This is a genomic window from Flavobacterium sp. DW-iso2, from assembly GCF_058725285.1.
Genome location: NZ_JBZXDY010000022.1, coordinates 38,275 through 56,943 on the forward strand (window position 1 = coordinate 38,275; position 18,669 = coordinate 56,943).

General features: G+C 33.2%; 18 protein-coding genes. 5 read left to right on the forward strand and 13 right to left on the reverse strand.

What is annotated here, in order from left to right; all coding sequences use genetic code 11:
* The first annotated feature begins 2 nt into the window (after positions 1-2).
* Together AC4PRO_RS13885 and AC4PRO_RS13890 are read left to right on the forward strand one after the other, a co-directional pair.
* Positions 3-257: an acyl carrier protein gene (locus AC4PRO_RS13885; RefSeq protein ID WP_074723396.1), complete on the forward strand. Its 255-nt coding sequence runs from the start codon at positions 3-5 to the stop codon at positions 255-257.
* The gene (locus AC4PRO_RS13890; RefSeq protein WP_074723309.1) at positions 254-745 is read left to right on the forward strand and encodes a 4'-phosphopantetheinyl transferase family protein; all 492 of its coding nucleotides are present in this window, start codon (positions 254-256) and stop codon (positions 743-745) included. The genes AC4PRO_RS13885 and AC4PRO_RS13890 overlap by 4 nt, the downstream gene beginning before the upstream one ends.
* A 9-nt stretch (positions 746-754) precedes the next feature.
* On the opposite strand, the gene AC4PRO_RS13895 is transcribed toward AC4PRO_RS13890, so the two are convergent.
* From AC4PRO_RS13895 to AC4PRO_RS13925, 7 genes are all read right to left on the reverse strand, one after another.
* Positions 755-1,351, reverse strand: coding sequence for a 3'-5' exonuclease (locus AC4PRO_RS13895; protein WP_074723308.1), 597 nt, complete (start codon positions 1,349-1,351; stop codon positions 755-757).
* 2 nt (positions 1,352-1,353) lie between these two features.
* Entirely contained in the window at positions 1,354-3,270 is a 1,917-nt protein-coding gene (locus AC4PRO_RS13900) for a DUF294 nucleotidyltransferase-like domain-containing protein (protein WP_492117748.1), read from the reverse strand.
* A 399-nt stretch (positions 3,271-3,669) separates the two neighbouring features.
* The gene (locus tag AC4PRO_RS13905; RefSeq protein ID WP_074723306.1) at positions 3,670-4,725 is read right to left on the reverse strand and encodes an NAD(P)-dependent alcohol dehydrogenase; all 1,056 of its coding nucleotides are present in this window, start codon (positions 4,723-4,725) and stop codon (positions 3,670-3,672) included.
* A gap of 50 nt (positions 4,726-4,775) precedes the next feature.
* Positions 4,776-5,870: an alkene reductase gene (locus AC4PRO_RS13910; RefSeq protein WP_492117749.1), complete on the reverse strand. Its 1,095-nt coding sequence runs from the start codon at positions 5,868-5,870 to the stop codon at positions 4,776-4,778.
* 136 nt (positions 5,871-6,006) lie between these two features.
* Positions 6,007-6,447 carry a TlpA family protein disulfide reductase gene (locus tag AC4PRO_RS13915; RefSeq protein ID WP_492117750.1) on the reverse strand — a complete coding sequence of 147 codons (441 nt, stop codon included), beginning with the start codon at positions 6,445-6,447 and terminating at the stop codon, positions 6,007-6,009.
* A gap of 511 nt (positions 6,448-6,958) precedes the next feature.
* Positions 6,959-7,633, reverse strand: coding sequence for an NAD(P)H-dependent oxidoreductase (locus tag AC4PRO_RS13920; RefSeq protein WP_074723303.1), 675 nt, complete (start codon positions 7,631-7,633; stop codon positions 6,959-6,961).
* A gap of 345 nt (positions 7,634-7,978) precedes the next feature.
* Entirely contained in the window at positions 7,979-9,346 is a 1,368-nt protein-coding gene (locus AC4PRO_RS13925; protein WP_492117751.1) for an NAD-dependent succinate-semialdehyde dehydrogenase, read from the reverse strand.
* Positions 9,347-9,827: 481 nt separating this feature from the next.
* Here AC4PRO_RS13925 and AC4PRO_RS13930 point away from each other — a divergent pair, with 481 nt between their 5' ends.
* Positions 9,828-10,259: an FKBP-type peptidyl-prolyl cis-trans isomerase gene (locus AC4PRO_RS13930; RefSeq protein ID WP_074723301.1), complete on the forward strand. Its 432-nt coding sequence runs from the start codon at positions 9,828-9,830 to the stop codon at positions 10,257-10,259.
* Positions 10,260-10,583: 324 nt separating this feature from the next.
* Here AC4PRO_RS13930 and AC4PRO_RS13935 read toward each other — a convergent pair whose 3' ends face one another.
* The gene (locus AC4PRO_RS13935) at positions 10,584-11,630 is read right to left on the reverse strand and encodes a sensor histidine kinase (RefSeq protein WP_492117752.1); all 1,047 of its coding nucleotides are present in this window, start codon (positions 11,628-11,630) and stop codon (positions 10,584-10,586) included.
* A complete protein-coding gene (locus AC4PRO_RS13940; RefSeq protein WP_492117753.1) occupies positions 11,630-12,286 on the reverse strand; it encodes a response regulator in 657 nt (218 codons plus the stop codon). The genes AC4PRO_RS13935 and AC4PRO_RS13940 overlap by 1 nt, the downstream gene beginning before the upstream one ends.
* 511 nt (positions 12,287-12,797) lie before the next feature.
* Here AC4PRO_RS13940 and AC4PRO_RS13945 point away from each other — a divergent pair.
* On the forward strand, positions 12,798-14,009 hold the full coding sequence (locus tag AC4PRO_RS13945) for a multidrug effflux MFS transporter (RefSeq protein ID WP_492117754.1): 1,212 nt from the start codon (positions 12,798-12,800) through the stop codon (positions 14,007-14,009).
* 454 nt (positions 14,010-14,463) lie between these two features.
* Here the strand turns inward: AC4PRO_RS13945 and AC4PRO_RS13950 are convergent, their stop codons facing one another.
* Positions 14,464-15,738 carry an NAD(P)/FAD-dependent oxidoreductase gene (locus AC4PRO_RS13950; RefSeq protein WP_492117755.1) on the reverse strand — a complete coding sequence of 425 codons (1,275 nt, stop codon included), beginning with the start codon at positions 15,736-15,738 and terminating at the stop codon, positions 14,464-14,466.
* Between the two features lie 553 nt (positions 15,739-16,291).
* Between AC4PRO_RS13950 and AC4PRO_RS13955 the strand changes: the two genes are divergently transcribed.
* Positions 16,292-16,897, forward strand: a complete 606-nt coding sequence (locus AC4PRO_RS13955; protein ID WP_492117756.1) for a hypothetical protein — start codon at positions 16,292-16,294, stop codon at positions 16,895-16,897.
* Between the two features lie 232 nt (positions 16,898-17,129).
* On the opposite strand, the gene AC4PRO_RS13960 is transcribed toward AC4PRO_RS13955, so the two are convergent.
* The 3 genes from AC4PRO_RS13960 to AC4PRO_RS13970 all read right to left on the reverse strand — a co-directional run bounded on the left by AC4PRO_RS13960 (position 17,130) and on the right by AC4PRO_RS13970 (position 18,657).
* Complete coding sequence (locus AC4PRO_RS13960) at positions 17,130-17,627, reverse strand: hypothetical protein (protein WP_492117757.1); 498 nt, start codon at positions 17,625-17,627, stop codon at positions 17,130-17,132.
* Positions 17,628-17,767: 140 nt separating this feature from the next.
* Positions 17,768-18,091, reverse strand: coding sequence for a LytR/AlgR family response regulator transcription factor (locus AC4PRO_RS13965; protein WP_492117758.1), 324 nt, complete (start codon positions 18,089-18,091; stop codon positions 17,768-17,770).
* A 167-nt stretch (positions 18,092-18,258) separates the two neighbouring features.
* Positions 18,259-18,657: a response regulator gene (locus AC4PRO_RS13970; protein WP_492117759.1), complete on the reverse strand. Its 399-nt coding sequence runs from the start codon at positions 18,655-18,657 to the stop codon at positions 18,259-18,261.
* Positions 18,658-18,669: the final 12 nt, after the last annotated feature.

Sequence of the window (18,669 nt, forward strand, 5' to 3'; positions counted from 1 at the left end):
ACATGAACAGAGAAGAGACTTTAGTACAATTAAGAAATATCGTAAAGCCCTACATTAATAATGAAGAAGCTTTTGAGAATTTCACAGAGAATACAGACTTCATAACGGATTTGAATATCAATTCAGCTAATCTGGTGGATATCATTTTAGATGTTGAAGATTATTTTAAAATCCATATCGATAATGAATCCATGGAAAAAATGGTTGATGTGAAATCAACATTGGAGATAATAGAAACCAAATTAGCTAAGAAGTGATTGGAAACGACATTGTAGATTTGGCTTTAGCCCGATTCGAAAGTAATTGGAAACGACCGGGCTATCTGGATAAAATATTTACTCCAGATGAACAATTGCTTATTTCAACTGCAGCGAATCCAGATACGATGGTATGGAACCTATGGAGTAGAAAGGAAGCAGCTTATAAAATCTACAATAGAGCAACGGGTATACGAGGTTATTTTCCTTTGAAGTTAGTGTGTGTGTATGAAAATGCCAATAACGGATTTGTGTTATGCAACGGTCATACTTTCTATACAAAAACTAAAATAGTAAAGGATAAAATACATACTGTTGCGGTAACTGATATTATGGATTTTAAACTGGTGACAGAGCTAGAACCTGAAATAAAAATAATAAAAAGGAAGGGAATCCCATTTCTAATCGAGGATATAACTAATTCTCTAAATCCCGTTTCAGTAAGCCACCATGGCCGTTTCAGCGCTTTTGTTGGCTTAAAACAATAAAAAAACACTTTACTTAATCCCTAATCTTGACTTTAATTTTAGAAATAATAAAGCTGTTTTATAGGCATCTTCGGTTGATGACTTTCTATCGTTTTGTGGGATTTTATAAATTTCAGATAATTGTTCTAATGTAAATTCCTTATCTGTAATTTCATTTAGTTTGCGATGCATCATATCGATATCCAAGGCTTCATTTTTCAATCGGCCACATTCTAATTTCTCCAAGGCTGCATTGATCATTTCGACATCAAAATCAATTTGGTGTCCCACTAAAACAGAATTACCAATAAATTCAATAAAGGATTTTATAGCATCTGCTTCCCCTAATTTAGTCATCTTACTTTCGATAATAAACCCATTTGAAAGTTTATTGTCATGAAGGTATTTATATTGCAATAATATAGTTTCAAAACTATCGCCTATAAGTATGCTATCATCCACAACGGCAAAAGCGCTAATAGTCAAGATAACATCTTTATCCAGATTCAGTCCAGTCCTTTCAGTAGAGACAACAACATAGCGATTCGATTTTTTATCGAATTTAGCTAGGTATGTTCTCCAGAATTCCGGATATACCTTGTTGATATATTTTAGCCAATCAAGCATAACTAGGAAAATTGAGTCAGTTGAAACTTGTTTTTAATTAATTCTTCTAATTCTCTCATTGGAGCAAGAGCATTTTTTAGCTTTTCTTTATCAATTTTTGATAATTCCTCCAAATTTATAAACTGACCAGTATTTTCATTTTTTAAGCCCTCTACAGTTCTTAATTTTGATAAAGTTAAGAAAGCTTCGGCACAATTCAGATAAATTTCTGAATATTTAGGATCCTCAATCGCTAATTGTTTAAAACGAGTATAGGTATTATTAATTCCTTTAATTCCATGACTGAGTGTAAATAAACGGGCGCCATCTATAAGAGGCATTAAAGCACGAGTCTTTATGTCAAACTTATCTTTATTAGGGCCAGTTTCTTCAAGAATTAATTTTTTGAAAAAACTTAAAGGAGAATTTTTTCGTAATGCATCATTTCCTAAAAAGTCAAAGAACAAGGTATTGTTATTTGCGTTTTTGAAAACAACATTATTAATCGCATCTTCAATTTTTTGCTCGCCAAAAACAAGTTCATAATCAAAAAATACACTACTCAAATTATTATTGCTTTCACCTGGCGTATTCATCCAATTGTCATATTGTTTTATCCAGTCTGTTAATGACTTACACCACGACATATTACTTGCCATGTGCCCATTAGGGCATAATTCATAGCCTATTTCTTGTAGTGTAAGCGTCGTTTTTTTTCCTAAATTAAGAAAATAATCTTTTACTTCTCTATACTTTTCTGTAGCTACATCTTCAAAAACTAAAATACTGTCTTGGTCTGTAAGAAGCAATTGTTCTTTCCTTCCCTGGCTACCAATACTTAACCAAGCAAACCGAGCAGGAGGGGAGCCCATTTCAAGAATCGAAAGTTCGATTGCACGCTTTAAAAGTGCAAAATTAATCTCAGATGTAATATTTGAAATATGGGTAAGAGGAATGTTTTTGTATATCGAAGTTTGAATAAGATCTGTCAATCGTACCCTAATTTGTTTTAGTTCTTTCGCATTTTGAGCGCGCTTAATTTCTTTAATTAGGACACCGGGATTACTGGCTTGCGCAACAATCAGATCGTGCTCTGAAATAACGCCTTTGACATTCGATTTATTTGTACCATCTAAAGTGACACATAAATGGGTGACATTATTTTTTAACATTAATAATTGTGCTTCTGCTAGCGAAACGTTCTCCAGTACTGTTATTACTGGTGATGACATGATTTTATCCACTGAAGCAGTAATTGGAAATCGGCCTGTAGCAATTTTAGAAGACATATCCATATCAGTTACAATTCCGATAGGAAGTGAAGCATCACAAATAACAGCACTAGTAATTCGCATTTCAGCCATAAGCTGAGCTACTTCGCTGACCATGCTGTTTGCAGTAGTTATTAGCGGCGTATTGTTGTAGGATAACGTTTGGAAATACTGCATTTCAGATTGTTTGTCCGTATAAAATAGGGAATCTGAAATCTGGCTGCTACGTGAATTTTCGTTATCCGTGGAACTAGGTGTATTTGTGGCAAAATTCTCCAGTAAATAATTTAAAACTTCGGTATTATTTGCTACAAATGGTCTGAAAACAGCAATTGGAATAGCATAAACTACGCTTTCTTCGCGTGCTTTTGCAGTCATTCTATAGTTGTTTTTTGCAAAAAAAGGGCGTAAACCAAAAATTGCACCTTCGTGACATTTATTTAAAATCGTTTCTTCAGCGTCTGCTATAACCGATAAATGAATCACGCCGGAAGCAACAACATAAAAACTATCGTGCAATACATCATTGTACTGAAACAATGTTTTGTTTTTTTCTAAATTTACGACACGAATATTGGCAGCAATTTCAGATAACTCTGCAAATGTCAAATGATCAAATGGCGAGTATTCTTTTAAAAAATCAGCAATCCGTGTTATAATCGTGTTCATATTTTTATGATAATTTTGTTGGGTAAAATTAATAAAATATTTATTTATTTGTTTGATTATCTCATGTTAAATCTTGGTTTTATTAATTAGTTAATTGTATTGTTTGTAGTAGAGATAGCAGCGTTTAAAATATGATTGTTGTTGACTTTTAAAACAGTATAGACTTTTTAATACAATTCCTATTTTACATAATATAAATTATAGTTCGAAATATAATAATCTAAATCTTTATAAATAGGGATGTTTATTGGTCTAATTATATCTAAGAATGTTATTTTAAATTGTAATTTGTGATAAGCTGGTTAGACTAATTTAACTCGGTACTTTACTAAAACAAAAAACAGCATCTAAAACTACTTTAGATGCTGTTTTTTAAAAAACTATATAAAAAAACTATTTCTATTTAAGCGATTTCATATCAATTACAAATCTATATTTTACATCATTACTTGTAACACGGTCATAAGCTGCATTTATATCTTGTATATTGATAAGCTCGATATCACTAGTAATATTATGTTTTCCACAGAAATCTAACATCTCTTGTGTTTCTTTAATTCCTCCAATTAGAGAACCAGCAATACGCTTACGTCCCATAATAATATTTCCTCCAGAAAATGGCTTTAAAGGTTCTATTGCACCAACTAAAACCATTGTTGCATCAATTTTAAGTAATCCTAAATAAGGATCCATTTCATGACCTACAGGAATGGTATTTAAAATGAAATCAAAACTATTTTGGTGTTTTTTCATCTCTTCTGCATCTTTAGATACTAAAACTTCATGAGCACCTAAACGTTTAGCATCTTTTCCTTTTTCTGGAGATGTCGTAATCATAACCACATGAGCACCTAATGCATTGGCAAATTTAACACCCATATGACCTAATCCTCCTAAACCTACCACACCTACTTTGTCTCCTTTTTTTACTTTCCAGTGACTTAATGGCGACCATGTTGTAACTCCTGCACATAATAAAGGTGCAGCTGCAGCTTCGTCTAAATTTTCCGGGATACGTAATACAAATTTTTCATCAACAACTACCGAAGTTGAATAACCTCCATAAGTTTGTTTGTCTTCAATATGTTTATCTGGACTATTGTAAGTAAATGTTGCTCCATTTTCGCAAAATTGCTCTAAATCCTGCTTGCAAGAGGAACATGTTTGGCAAGAATCTACCATACAGCCAACTCCTACTAAATCACCTACTTTGTATTTATTAACAGCATTTCCAACCTCCACTACTCGACCAATAATCTCGTGTCCTGGTACTACTGGATAAGTTGATCCATTCCATTCGTTTCTTGCGGTATGTATGTCACTATGACAGACACCGCAATAGGTAATATCAATTTTCACATCGTCCTTTCCTACAGCTCTTCTTTCGATGTCTAAAGGTTTTAAATCTGCTGTTGATGCCGTAGCACCATATGCTTTTACTGTTGTAGTTGCCATAATTATGTGTCTTTTAAAGTTGTTTTTAATTCTGTTGCTGTATTGCTATGTTATTTCGAAGCTTTTGGATAATCTGTATACCCTTTTGCTCCTGTTGTATAAAACGTATCTTGATCCCATTCTGCTAAATCCAAGTTGTTTTCAAAACGTTCTACTAAATCCGGATTAGATATATATGGCTTGCCATAAGCTACTAAATCTGCATAACCCTCTTCAATTACTTTATTCCCTTTTTCTTGATCAAATGCTGAATTAATCATTAATGTTCCATTATATAAAGGACGGAAATGTTTAGCGATTTCTGTCACAGCGTAGGGTATTTCTGAAACATCTGTAAAGGGTTCAGAAAGATGCACGTATGCTAAATTATAATCGTTTAATTTTTTAATAATGTATTCAAACGTTGGGATTGTGTCTTCATCCATAGTCATACCAAATGGACCATTCAATGAAGGATTAAAACGGGCTCCAATTTTTTCTTGTGGAATCACTTCTTTAATCGCATCTAAAACTTCAAAAAAGAAACGGGTTTTGTTTTCAATACTTCCACCGTAGTCATCTGTTCTTTTATTAGACGTTCCATTAAAGAACTGATGAAATAAATAACCATTAGAGGAATGTATTTCTACGCCATCAAAACCTGCTTTTACTGCATTTGCAGCTGCATTTTGAAAATCTTTTACTGTAGTTTTAATATCTTCGATAGTCATTGCCTTAGGCGTAACAGTATCTTTAAACCCTTCTGGAGTAAATGATTTAGCGTGCGGATTTATAGCTGAAGCGGATAACGGTAATGCTCCATTATGAAAATCGGGATGCGACATACGTCCTACATGCCATAATTGAATAAAGATTTTTCCCCCTTTATCATGTACGCGCTTGGTTACTTTTTTCCAACCTTCTACTTGCTCATCTGTGTAGATTCCTGGAGTATTAATGTATCCTACCGCTTCTGTAGATACTTGAGAACCCTCTGTAATAATTAAACCTGCTGATGCACGTTGTTCGTAATACAAACCGTGTAGATCATCAGTTGGCACATGGCCTTCGTTATCTGCTCTACTGCGCGTCATAGGTGCCACGACGACTCTGTTATTGAGGTTAATGTTTTTACTATATGATGTTAATAAATGCTGTTTACTCATGTTCTTTTTTATAAATTTCTACTATTTACAAAGTTACATTACTATAGCAACAATAGCGTTGACCTATATCAATTATGATAGATTTAACTCTTTTCTAACTTAGCTTAAGTTTTCCAGAGAGACTCTGAAGACTATTTTAATCGAGTTGCTGAAGAGCATAAAATAAACGATTTTGCGCCCCTTCCTGAGAGCCAAATATCGAACGAGATAAAACTCCCTCTTTTGTAATTAAAATCCATTGCGGAGTTCCTGCGGAATCAAATTGGTCGTAAACCATATGTCCTTCATCCAAAAAGATAGGAAAAGGAAGTTCCTCAATGGTAAAAATGCTTTTAATATCACTTTCAGTTACTGGTGTAGTATTAAAGCTGGTATGAATTCCTACTACTTGCACCTCTTCATTTTCCTTCTGTAATTGGTATGCCAAAGGAATCGCACGCCCAGTACATCCCAAACACTGATTGTTATAGATTATAGCCAAAATCGCTTTTCCTTGGAATTCTTTTATAAGATCGATTGGGTTGCCGTTAAAATCCTGAACTAGAATGGAATCAACAGCTGCATTTTCTTTATTCATTATATTACGATTTTGATTTAAGATTGCTATTGCAAAATTGATGAAACGAAGCTATCCATTAGTGTAATTAGTTTTTTGTGATAATTGTATCTAGAACAAGAAAAATTACATTAAAAACGTCTATTTAAGTGTTTTTTGTAATTACATCCAGCGCATTAACAAAGTTATGATTTAATATGATCTATCGGAAGATTTTCTTTAGACTCTATCACTTTCCTTTTCTCTTATTTAAATTAAAAAAGTTCCAAAGTTGCAACGCTTTGGAACTAATAATTAGTTGTTTGGACTAAACCACTATGGACTTAAAGTCCATAGATTTGGTTGTCAGACTTAAAGTCTGCATGTTGTATTGCTACTATTTACCGCAGATTCGCAAATTATTTTATATCAATTATTTTAAAATTTGCGAATCTGCGGTGTTAACATTTTTTAGAAGCTAAAGCGAGATGCACTGAAAGTACACATAGTTTTAAACTCTATTTGAGACCAATAAAATTAAAACTTTTATAAATTACATCCAAGTAACTATATCTTCTATATTTCTTCTTGATTTAGGGTTTGCTGGATTGGCTTTTCTGTATCCAAAAGCAACCATAAAGGACAAACCATATTTGTCTGTATCCACACCAAACTTTTCTCTCAATAAAGCCTCTGCTTTTTCTTGGTGAAAACCTTCAATAGGACAACTATCAATACCTACCAAAGCGGCAGATGTCATCATATTACCCAAAGCAATGTACGTTTGTTTAGATGACCAATCGAATAATTTTTTATCCGTATCTAAATTAAAGTCGCTTTCTTGAAATTCTCTATAGAATTTAGAATACATTTCTATGGTCTCTGCCGGCCATTGTTTAACGTCTTTCATCATGGACATGATGTAATCAGAATCCCATTTTACCATGGGTGCTTTCATTGATAAACCTAAGACAAAATGACTTGCGGTATCTAATTTTAAAGGCGCTCCCCAAGCTACTGGTTTTATCAACTCACGCAATGCTGCATCTTGAACCACGATAAAATGCCAAGGCTCAAAACCAAAAGAACTTGGCGATAAATGAGCTGTTTCTAAAATAAATTCCATATTTTCATCTGAAATAGTTTTAGTAGCATCAAATTCTTTGGTGGCGTGTCTAAATTCAAATGCATTGATAATATCTTCTTTTGCTATGTTAGGTGTGCTCATGTTCTATTTTATAAATTATTACTGGCTACAAAGTTACACTACCATAGCAGAAACTTCCTTGACCTATATCAAGTACGATAGATTTGACTTTTTCATAATTACGTACGTTTCTAGTTTAACTCTTACGTTTTTTAAATGGCTCCATTAAATGAGGGGCTTCTAAAAGATTGGTTTATTTTTGTCGAAATCTAGAAGTTACAACGGCTCGTTTAGATTATTATTTAAAAGTTGCATTTGATTGGGTTTGTTTCCAAGTTCAATTCGGAAAGTAGAATAAGCCTCCCTCCTACATTGTTGATTAAAAAGTGTTCTACTGACAATGTAGAAGGAAAATTTATTTACCTCTTAATCAATCCAAATCGTTTTTGTATTTACAAACTCACGAATACCATAAGCAGCTAATTCTCTTCCGTAACCACTGTTTTTGATTCCGCCAAAAGGCAATCTTGGATCAGAAACGACTAGTTTATTTACAAAACTACTTCCTGCTTCCAGTTGTAGTGCTAACTTTTCTCCGCGTTGTATATCTTTAGTGAATACTCCTGAACCCAAACCAAATTGCGAATTATTAGCCAATTCCACAGCATGAGTGTCATCTTTTGCTCGTATCACCGAGGCCACAGGGCCGAATAATTCGTTGTCAAAGGCTTCCATACCTGGTTTTAGATCAACCAATATGCTTGCAGGATAATAGGCGCCTTTTCCTTCTGGGATTGTTCCTCCAAGAACCAAACGCCCGCCTTGTTGTATTGTTTTTTGTACTTGTTGGTGCAATTCATCTCTTAAATCGAGCCTTGCCATCGGTCCGTAGTAGGAATCGGCGCTGGTTGGATCCCCCATTTTGGCCGCTTTCATTTTCTTAGTGAATAAAGCTACAAAATCATCATAAATTGCATCATGAACAATAAATCGTTTGGCAGCGATACAAGTTTGTCCGTTGTTTTGTAGTCGGCCCAAAGTAGCTAAATCAGTTGCTTTTTCTAAATCTACGTCGTCCAGAATTATGTAGGCATCACTACCTCCCAGTTCCATTACCGTTTTCTTTAAGTTTTGCCCCGCAATTGAAGCTATGGAACGTCCAGCAGCATCACTACCAGTAAGTGTAATGGCAGCAATATTTTTGTCTTCGATCAATGTTTTTACGTCTTTAGAATCTACATTCAAATTCGTAAAGACGCCTTTTGGAAATCCTGCCTTGATGAAAGCGTCTTCGATGGCAAAAGCACAGCCCTGAACATTTGAAGCGTGTTTTAAAACTCCAGTATTCCCAGCCATTAATGAAGGAGCAGCAAACCGAATCGCTTGATAGAAAGGAAAGTTCCACGGCATTACTGCTAGAATTACTCCAATAGGTTGAAACGTAACATAACTTTTTACAGCCTCTGTTTTTACAGTTTCATTGGCTAATAATGTGCTTGTATGTTCTGCATAATAGCGGCAGATCCATGCACATTTTTCAACCTCTTTGCGGGCTTGACCAATCACTTTTCCCATTTCTCGGGTGGCTAGTTGTGCGTATTCCTCCTTGTTCGCATCAAGAACATCGGCTAATGCGTACATTAGTTTGGCTCTTTCTTCAAATGTTTTTTGTTTCCAAAGATGGAATTCTTTTTTTGAGGCTGCTATTATTTCGAGTGCTTCAGTGCTTGTAATTCGATCGTATTCACTTATTTTTTCGTCCGTTGCCGGATTGATGCTTATCGTCTTTGTCATTGCTTTTATTTTTAAGTATGTACAGCTGTTTGTTAGCGTAAAGTATAAAAGTACTAAAAAGAAGACGGAAATTTAATCGCTTTTGGTTTAATTTGGCAAAGAGCTTCGCTGATTTTCTTATCGCAGATGGAAAAAAAAATATTTGCAAATCGCTACTAAGGGAATTGCTTATAACGGACTAACTTTTAAAGAGTAAGTTGGATATTTAATGCCAAATCGAAATACTGACAGCATTGTCATGATTTTTAAGATAGTAAAGCGACAGGACTCTACTTTTAAATTTTCAGTAATTTTCATAAATAGTTGGTTAATCTATTGATTTTATAGGAATAAGTTGCCAAATTAGTCATTTTTACAAACTATTTCTATTTACGGGCTCTTTGGCGTGGTTTTGGCGCCTAAGCAGATGTAAGTTTAAATTTAAATACGCAGCGGGTAAAAATTACACAAAACGTATTTTTAGAATTAAAAAAACAATTTTATGATTCAAGTTAGAGAGAACAACACAGTTAAGGTACATTACGTTGGAAAATTATCAGATGGTCAAGTATTTGATAGTTCAGAAGGAAAACAACCTTTAGAGTTTACTTTAGGACAAGGAAAATTGATTCCCGGATTTGAAAAAGGGTTGATCGATATGAAATTAAATGAGAAAAAAACAATTACTATTTCGCAAGAAGATGCTTATGGTGAAGCGCGCCAAGATCTAATTCAAGAAGTAGATAAAAGCCAACTTCCTGAGGATATTACTCCTGAAGTGGGAATGGGATTAGTTTCTAAATCTTCTGATGGAAACGAAATGAATTTACTTATCGTTGAAGTGAAAGAAGCGACTATCGTCATTGACGGTAATCATCCTTTGGCAGGAAAAGAACTAATTTTTGATCTTGAAGTAGTTGATATTCAAGGATAATTAGTACGGTATTTTATTATAAACGGGACGGTAGTTTTTGAAACTATTGTCCCGTTTTTTTTTTGTTTAAGTGTTATCAAGCACTACTTTAGTCTGATATGATTATATGAGTTACGTATAAATTTACTTTTTAAAATATAAAACCCGAAATAGACCTACAATTCTATTTCGGTTGTTTTTGTGGTTGATTTGGCTTTTTTTTTATATCTTATAGATTGTGTACGCTTCGTAGCCGCTAATTTTACGGCTTAAAGAAAACTTGATGCGAAGCGATAATTCCACTAAAACCCCACTAGCTCAAAACAGCGGTTGTAGGCTGTGTTTTTAGTTGTCAAATACGATTTCAAATGTATTTCTAACATAATTAATTCCTTCGATCTTTTTAGAGTAAAGTGGTAATTGATTTATGTGAACAATTAATTTTGCATCATTTAAATTTAAAATTCTATTTACAATATACAAACCTAATCCATCCCCGTTTTTTCCACTTTGCTTGGCATAAACTCCTGAATATCCTTCACGAAGAACATCATCTAATTCATTTGGTTTTATTTCCATACTAATCATTTCTACGATTAGACTGAAATTATTATTATCTATATTTTCAGAAAAAAGTATTTTCAATTGTGTATTTGGTGAAATATATTTCGCTGTATTATCTATAATATGGTAAAGTGCAACTCTAATCGTTTCAAAATCAAATTTTAAAAGTTTTTCATTATCTTCAACTAAAACATGAACATCTAATTCTTTAAAATCTTGATAAAAAACATGCAAAACTGTTAAAACTACTTTTCTAATATAATGTTGTTGTTTTTGAAGTGTTGCAGAACCGCCATCTAATTTTTTAAAAACCGTAAATTCTGCTTTCATTGCAATACTATTTTTTGCAATTCTTAAGAATGCATCTGCAACAGCGTCAGGATCTTTAGACAAATATGTTTTTATCGTTTCTTTTACTTTTCTGTAATCTTTGCTTAATTTTTCTTCTGGAACAACCACATATAATTCTTGAATATTATGTCCGTTAAATGAAGTGATGTTATGAATTAGTCTTCGATTATCTGCTTGAATATCTTGAGTTAATTTATTTTTGATATTATTTATTTCTTGAATTTGTTCAGAATAAATAGTTAATTTTTCTTTGAAATATCTCGGTTTATTTATTAATTCAGAATTAAATGTAATTAAATATGCTATTCCGTTTTCAGAATTAATTTTGCCGTGTCTAATTTTTTTACCTGTAAATTCACATTTTTCAATGATTTCTGTTTTATTTTCGCAAAGCTCAAAATAGTAATCTTGTTCTTTGGGTAAATTAGAATAAATAATTACATTGTCTTTATTTATGAGTTTGACATATGTACTCATTAGTTTAATTCTTTACTAAATCTTTCAATTAAACTGATAAACTCATACGGTTCCGCATCTTTTGAAAGAAGAAAATCTACCTTTTGAATTGCATCGTGAAATACATTATGAATTTGCACTGCTGAATAGATTACTACTTTTTTATCTGAATATTTACTTTTTATATTTAGAGCAAGTCCTAAACCTTCATCTTTACATTCTAAAATTTTACCGACTCCTTGAACATCTACAAAAACAATATCACTGTTTTTAATTACGTCATCATTATAAGATTTCAAGTCAGTTATGCTTTTAGTATTAATCCACCCTTCGTTAATAAGAATTTTTACAACCTTAAATTTAGTGTCATCGTCAATAAAAAGAATTGATGTTGACTTTCGCAATTTATCAATATCAATAGTTTCTATAACTGGTGTGGTTTTATCTGAATTTAATTGTTCAGAATTACTTGCAAAGTTTACTGTTAAATTATTTGCGTTATTATTTGTTGGAGATATTTGAGGATTATTCTCGATTTGAAGTGGTGATGTAGTATTTGGGCTTTTCTTTTTATAATTTTTGTATCCAATTGTTATTGTAATAATTGAAAATATTGATGCAATTGCTATTTTCCAAAAATCAGGTGTGTCAATAAGAGTTTGAAATGATATAATCATAATTTAAATTTGGTTTTTTGATGGTTATTTTTTCTTCTTTTTTTTAACATAGCCTACAACTCGTATATCCTCGCCACTCAATAGCGACTATACACCTTATTTAGGGTAGATACCCGCAATTCCATAGCGTTTATCTCCATATTCAAATATATACTATTTTTACGAATATTCTGATTAAAATATTCTCGTTCTGAATACTTTTTCAAATATACCTTCTTAATAGATAGTTACTTTACGGAAAAACGTAAACGGGATTCGTTTGCACTAAATATTTTAGCCTTGATAGCAGTGAAAAGCCTTTATGGACTGAAACTACTTTTTTCTTGTTGTGACAGAGCGACCAAAGGAAGCTCCTGCCACGACTTAGAAAAAGGGTTGAAGCCAGAAAGCTTGAAACAAATAGCGAGAAAAGCTCCTGAAAATAATATTTTAAAGCTGAATTATATAAGGAGCTGCGGTGGTTTTTTAGGATTTTAATTTTTTACCTTTGCAAAAAAATAAAAAAGCAATTTTGAGTACTACAACACATAGATCTAAATTAAAATATTTCCAGCTCGTTTTAATTTTAGGTTTCCTTACCGCACTTGGCCCGTTTTCAATTGATATGTATTTGCCTGGTTTTTCTGGAATTGCAGCAGACTTAAATACTACCGTGGCCAAAGTTGCCATGACCTTATCGAGTTATTTCATCGGGATTTCGGCGGGGCAATTGCTCTACGGCCCTTTGTTAGACCGCTATGGTAGAAAAAAGCCATTGTTTATAGGACTGCTGGTTTACATTTTGGCATCCTTGGGTTGCGCATTTGTTACTGATATTGATACGTTTATTGGTTTGCGATTCATACAAGCCGTGGGAAGTTGTGCTGCTACGGTAGCTTCGATTGCTATGGTTCGGGACTTATTTCCTGTAAAAGAGATTCCAAAAGTACTTTCTCTATTGATGTTAGTCGTTGGACTTTCGCCAATGCTAGCCCCAACAATTGGGGGTTATGTAACGGCAGCCTACGGATGGCACGTTGTGTTTTTAATTTTAATGGGGATTGGGATTGTGGTTCTTTTGGCCGCTCAGTTTGGGTTGCCGCATACTCACGAACCAGATACTTCCATCTCGTTGAAACCAAAACCAATTATTCTTAATTTTTGGAGTGTGGTGAGAGAGCCTCAGTTTTATACGTATGCGTTTACAGGAGGAATAGCCTTCTCTGGTTTATTTACTTATGTTGCCGCCTCCCCTATTCTATTCATGGATATTTTTAAAGTGGATGCCAAAACCTATGGTTGGATTTTTGCTTTTATGTCGTTGAGTTTTATCAGTGCCAGTCAGTTGAACTCCTTGTTACTGAGGAAATTTAGCAGTGAGCAAATGATCTTTGGCGCTTTGATTACACAATCAGTTATTAGTATTGCTTTTTTAATCGCTGCTATGAACGGTCTTTTGGGATTGTATGAAACCATCGGGATGCTGTTTATATTCCTGGCTTGTTTGGGTATTTCAAACCCTAATACTGCCGCCTTGACATTGGCTCCATTTGCAAAAAATGCGGGTAGTGCGTCGGCATTAATGGGCGCGATTCAATTGGGATTAGGTGCGTTTGCTTCATTTGCAGTAGGTGTTTTTGTAAAAGATTCTATGGTACCGATGGTCGTGATTATTATGGTTAGTACTATTGTGGCGTTAGTGGTTTTAAGTTTTGGTAAACGAAAGATTATAGTAAAACATTAAGTTGCTGCGTTTTTTAAACATATAAGTCCTATAAGTTAAAGGAGCCAATGGATTAGTGGACACGAGACTTTTTTTTTTAACCACATAGAGACATAGATTTTTTTGTCTTTAAAAAGAAAGCTCCGCTTTGAGATAGAAATCAGAGAGGTTGTGGAAATTGATTATTCATTCGAAACTATAAAAGAAAACTTATATGACTTATATGTTTATAATAAAACTACTCATCGCTTCAGATTAGTAAATTCTCTGTTTCTATGTGTTTAGATTTTTAAAATTATGTAACGAAACTTATAATGACTTATATGGTAAAAAAAAATATAAGCCATACAAGTAAACTTATATGACTTATATGGTTTTAAAAAAATACTCATTTTAGTTTATTAAATCCTATATTTCTATGTATTTAATTTTTAAAATTATACAAAGAAACTTATATGACTTATATGTTTAAAAATTAATTGCTAGTTTTTTTTCTCGTCTTATCAGGTCTGATTATCATTCGTAACGATTGATCTTGAGAGAAATAAGCAATCATCCAGTTGAAGAAGGTTTGTATCCTATTGCGGTATGTTATTAAGGAGATCAGGTGAATGAATAGCCATATCAGCCAAGCAAAAAAGCCATTGAAATGCATTTTGGGTTTTGGTAAGTCAACTACAGCTTTATTTTTACCTATAATCGCCATCGAACCTTTATCGTTGTATTTAAAAGGGATTAAAGGTTTATTATGGGTCATTAACTTGAAATTTTCTGCCAAATTTAGTCCTTGCTGAATTGCAACTTGCGCCACTTGTGGATGTCCGCCAGGAAAAGCGGTATCGGTGAGTTGAATACAGGTATCGCCGATGGCGTAAATGTTCTCCGTTCCGTTTACTTTATTGAACGCATCGGTGGCCATTCGTCTTCCTCTACCGTAACTTTCGGCAGGAATGCCATCAAATACCATAGCGGATACGCCAGCAGCCCAAATCAGGTTCTTAGTTTGAATCGTTTTTCCAGTAGACAAAAACACGGTATCATCTACATAATCAACAACCTGCGTATTCAATTGTACTACCACTCCCAATTTAGTTAGCGCTTCAAGCGTACCTTCCTGCGAGGCTTTACTCATTGGGGCCAGTAAAGCAGGACCACCGTCGATTAAATAGATATTACTTGCCGAGGTTCCTAGTTCTGGGTATTCTTTTTGGAAAATACTCTTTCTCATTTCAGCATACATTCCGGAAACTTCCACTCCGGTTGGCCCTCCTCCGGCCACAACGATGGTCAAGAGTTTTCGACGTTCTCTGGTGTCCTTGCAAATTGCCGCTTTTTCTAAATTTTTTAATATGGTATTGCGCATTTCAATGGCATCATTGAGCGTTTTCATTGGAATGGCATTTTTCTTTACGTTTTCCATTCCGAAATAGCTCGTTTCGGCACCGGTTGCAAAAACCAGATGGTCGTAACTTAATTCGCCATTGTGCAGTATGATTTTATTTTCGGATGGCACTACTTTTAGAAGTTTTCCGAGACGAAACTTCAGATTCTTCTTTCCTGCAAAAAATTTACGGAACGGGTAACTAATACTAGAAGGTTCTAAAAAAGCGGTAGCTACCTGATATATAAGTGGCGGAAAGAAATTGTAATTGTTTTTGTCAACAAGAGTTACCTGAATCCCTTTTTGGTTTAAAAGTTCTTTGGCAAGGTTAATCCCCGCAAATCCTCCGCCTATTATTACAATATTCATATGCTCTTATTTAATGGTTTTAATAAAAAAATCTCCCATAAAGATACATTATTTATGAGAGGCTATTTAATTTTCAAATAGTAAAAAACTATGATAGGATAATTTTAGTAATACTTCCTCTGCTTTTCATGTCCTGAAAATAATTTATAATTTTATTTCGTAGTTCTTTCTGATTGATTTTGGTGAAATGAATTACTCTAAATAGATGTTGTGGTAAATATAACAAGTCTAAAAACCTCATTATCAATATTTTTAAAAATAATAATGATATTAATTTTCCTGATCGAATAGATTTTATCTCAATTTGTACCCAAAACGAAATGAGTCATGGAATTTTCGATTATTTGATAGGATAATTTTGCTTTTTCGCTAAGTTTAGTTGTTTTTTTTAGATAAAAAAAGTTAAAAAGTTAATAAAAATGCAAATATTTTAAACAATAGTTAATGAATAACCAGTATAAACAAAGAAACATGATTTATATCAGTTTTTAAGCGCAAGGATGCGACTAATTTTGACTCATAATAAAAAAACAATATTAAAATAAAAAACAAAATGAAAAAAATTTTACTAGTAGCGGCTGTGGCAATTATGAGTCTAACCGTTAATGCACAAGAAAAAAGTAAAGGTTTACAAGGAATTTGGTGGGCTGCTGGCCAAGTGTCTTTTGGTTCATCGGAAACCGGAACAGCAAAATCTACTAACAATATGATTTTACCAATTGTTGGTACATTTATCTCTCCTTCAGTAACTGTTGCGCTTGGAATAGGTAACATCAATTCAAAAACAAAAGACGGATCAACAACTCTTGCTGAATCTAATACTTTTGTGATTAAACCTTTAGCTAGAAAATACTGGAATGTTTCTGGTGGTTTATTTTTCTTCGGACAAGCTGCTTTGCCAGTTATGATGGGTAAAGATAAAATTACCGATGATAAAACATCATCTGTCGCTTTAGAATTAGCTCCTGGTTTTGATTATGTAATCAATAAATGGTTAACTGTTGAAACTTCTTTCACAGTTTTTAATGTTGGTTCAAGTACTACAACTCCAAAAGTTGGTGAGAAAACAACTAATTTCAACTTCAACGCTAATCCGATGAACTCTGTTGGAGACAGAAAAATTGGAGACTTACAAGTTGGTGTAAAGTTTTTGTTCTAATAAAAGATAAGTTTTTGTTTAGTAACTGATTGATAATCGGTCGAAAAAGCCGCTGTACTTAATTGTATAGCGGCTTTTTTAGCGACTAGTGAATTATAGTTTCGACGTTAAACAGTTAGAAATAAACTTGGGATGTGCTTTGGTCATAGCTTGTAATTCATAGTTACCTCCCTCCTAGGGTTTATAAAATCTACAAAACCTTAGTTTTTATTAGGCGTTTTTCTTATGCTTTTTATGTAGGATCAAAAGGTTGTGGAATTCTATTGTTTTCGGTTTCTCTGTCAAAAACTAAAGAAATAATTTCCCATTTGTTATTTGCGTAAAAAAGCTGAACGCTATTTATGCCGCGTCTTGCAACAAATCCTTTTTTTTCTAATCGAGTTTCATAAGTACTCCAAACGTTTGCAATATTTCCGAATACTTTTACTTCTCGATTAATTTCAGTTTCATAAAATGCCGAATTTAAAACCATATCGTCGGTTTCTTTGTGAAAGTCTTTCACTGTTAAAGTTACTTGTTTAAATTCTCCGTTTGCATTTGACATATAAGAGTAAATCGCATTTGGATTGTGAATGGAAAAATCTCTTTCCCATTGTCTTTTTTCTCCAGCTTCGCCCGAAACTACCTCATAAAATGTTTTCATTAATCCATCTATTGTTGCAACATCTTCGATTAACGGAAAATTTTTTTTTGTTTTTACCTGTTGCAAATTTCCTTTTTTAATTACCATAATTACAAAATTAGTTTAAAATTATTCGTGTCATATTATATGATTTGAAAACAAACTAACTACGTTTATTTAGGTTAGAAAAGTTATTTATGTACTCTTGTGGGTTTTCTATTTAAACGGCTTCAAATTCTATTTGGTTGTTAAAGCAGAAACTTATTAATAGCAGCATTTAGACATTCCCGATAACTTTTTGAAACCGAAATTTTAGTTCCCTTTAAAACAATATGATTGTCTTCAAAAGAATCGATATTTGTTAAATTCACGATATACGAATTATGGACTCGCATAAATTCATTTGGCAAATTGTCGATCAGTTCTTTTAAAGATTTATAGTAAATGTGTTTTTTATTTTCAACCGTTAGGATTTCAACGTAATTACCTAACCCTTTGATGATTAATATTTCATCAAAGTGAAGTTTAATTAATTTTTTATCTATTTTTATGAAAGCAAAATTATGTGTCATTTACTTGATTTTGTTGCATCGGCGAGACTATTTTGTTTGAGAATACTTTGCTGATCTACTTTACTTCGTTCACGGCGAATGCTGTTTTCTGCAATCAAATTTATATGAATGTCTAGAACAAGTTGTTGATGGAAACTTGCAACTATGTTAACGCATTAGTGACATCATTAAGAGAGTATTTTAGGTCTTTTGATTGCTTCAAGAACTTGAGCGGGAAGTTGATTAATATCCGCTGGTTTATTGAGAAACCGTGATGCCCCAAGTTCGTATAGTTCTTTTATAGTATCTTCTGAAAAAGAAGTGGAATACATAATTACTGGAATATTTTTTAGTTTTTGATCGCTTTTTAGTTGCTTCAAGCATTCACGTCCATCCATGTGGGGCATATTTAAATCGAGGAATATAAAATGCGGCAGCTGCTCTGCCTTTCTCAATAGTTCAAGCGCTTCTATACCGCCATTTGCACCTAAACATTTTACAGAAGAAAGCATTTTTGTTAGTGCTTCTTTGAAAAAGAACCTGTCGTCTTTATCATCGTCTATTATCATAAAAATCATTTCCTCCATAGTTTCTGGTTT

Excerpts from the sequence above, each read along its gene's own strand:
- AC4PRO_RS13885 (WP_074723396.1), top strand. The coding sequence starts at position 3 with ATGAACAGAGAAGAGACTTTAGTACAATTAAGAAATATCGTAAAGCCC.
- AC4PRO_RS13895 (WP_074723308.1), bottom strand. The coding sequence starts at position 1,351 with ATGCTTGATTGGCTAAAATATATCAACAAGGTATATCCGGAATTCTGG.
- AC4PRO_RS13900 (WP_492117748.1), bottom strand. The coding sequence starts at position 3,270 with ATGAACACGATTATAACACGGATTGCTGATTTTTTAAAAGAATACTCG.
- AC4PRO_RS13905 (WP_074723306.1), bottom strand. The coding sequence starts at position 4,725 with ATGGCAACTACAACAGTAAAAGCATATGGTGCTACGGCATCAACAGCA.
- AC4PRO_RS13910 (WP_492117749.1), bottom strand. The coding sequence starts at position 5,870 with ATGAGTAAACAGCATTTATTAACATCATATAGTAAAAACATTAACCTC.
- AC4PRO_RS13915 (WP_492117750.1), bottom strand. The coding sequence starts at position 6,447 with ATGAATAAAGAAAATGCAGCTGTTGATTCCATTCTAGTTCAGGATTTT.
- AC4PRO_RS13920 (WP_074723303.1), bottom strand. The coding sequence starts at position 7,633 with ATGAGCACACCTAACATAGCAAAAGAAGATATTATCAATGCATTTGAA.
- AC4PRO_RS13925 (WP_492117751.1), bottom strand. The coding sequence starts at position 9,346 with ATGACAAAGACGATAAGCATCAATCCGGCAACGGACGAAAAAATAAGT.
- AC4PRO_RS13930 (WP_074723301.1), top strand. The coding sequence starts at position 9,828 with ATGATTCAAGTTAGAGAGAACAACACAGTTAAGGTACATTACGTTGGA.
- AC4PRO_RS13935 (WP_492117752.1), bottom strand. The coding sequence starts at position 11,630 with ATGAGTACATATGTCAAACTCATAAATAAAGACAATGTAATTATTTAT.
- AC4PRO_RS13940 (WP_492117753.1), bottom strand. The coding sequence starts at position 12,286 with ATGATTATATCATTTCAAACTCTTATTGACACACCTGATTTTTGGAAA.
- AC4PRO_RS13950 (WP_492117755.1), bottom strand. The coding sequence starts at position 15,738 with ATGAATATTGTAATAATAGGCGGAGGATTTGCGGGGATTAACCTTGCC.
- AC4PRO_RS13955 (WP_492117756.1), top strand. The coding sequence starts at position 16,292 with ATGAAAAAAATTTTACTAGTAGCGGCTGTGGCAATTATGAGTCTAACC.
- AC4PRO_RS13960 (WP_492117757.1), bottom strand. The coding sequence starts at position 17,627 with ATGGTAATTAAAAAAGGAAATTTGCAACAGGTAAAAACAAAAAAAAAT.
- AC4PRO_RS13965 (WP_492117758.1), bottom strand. The coding sequence starts at position 18,091 with ATGACACATAATTTTGCTTTCATAAAAATAGATAAAAAATTAATTAAA.
- AC4PRO_RS13970 (WP_492117759.1), bottom strand. The coding sequence starts at position 18,657 with ATGGAGGAAATGATTTTTATGATAATAGACGATGATAAAGACGACAGG.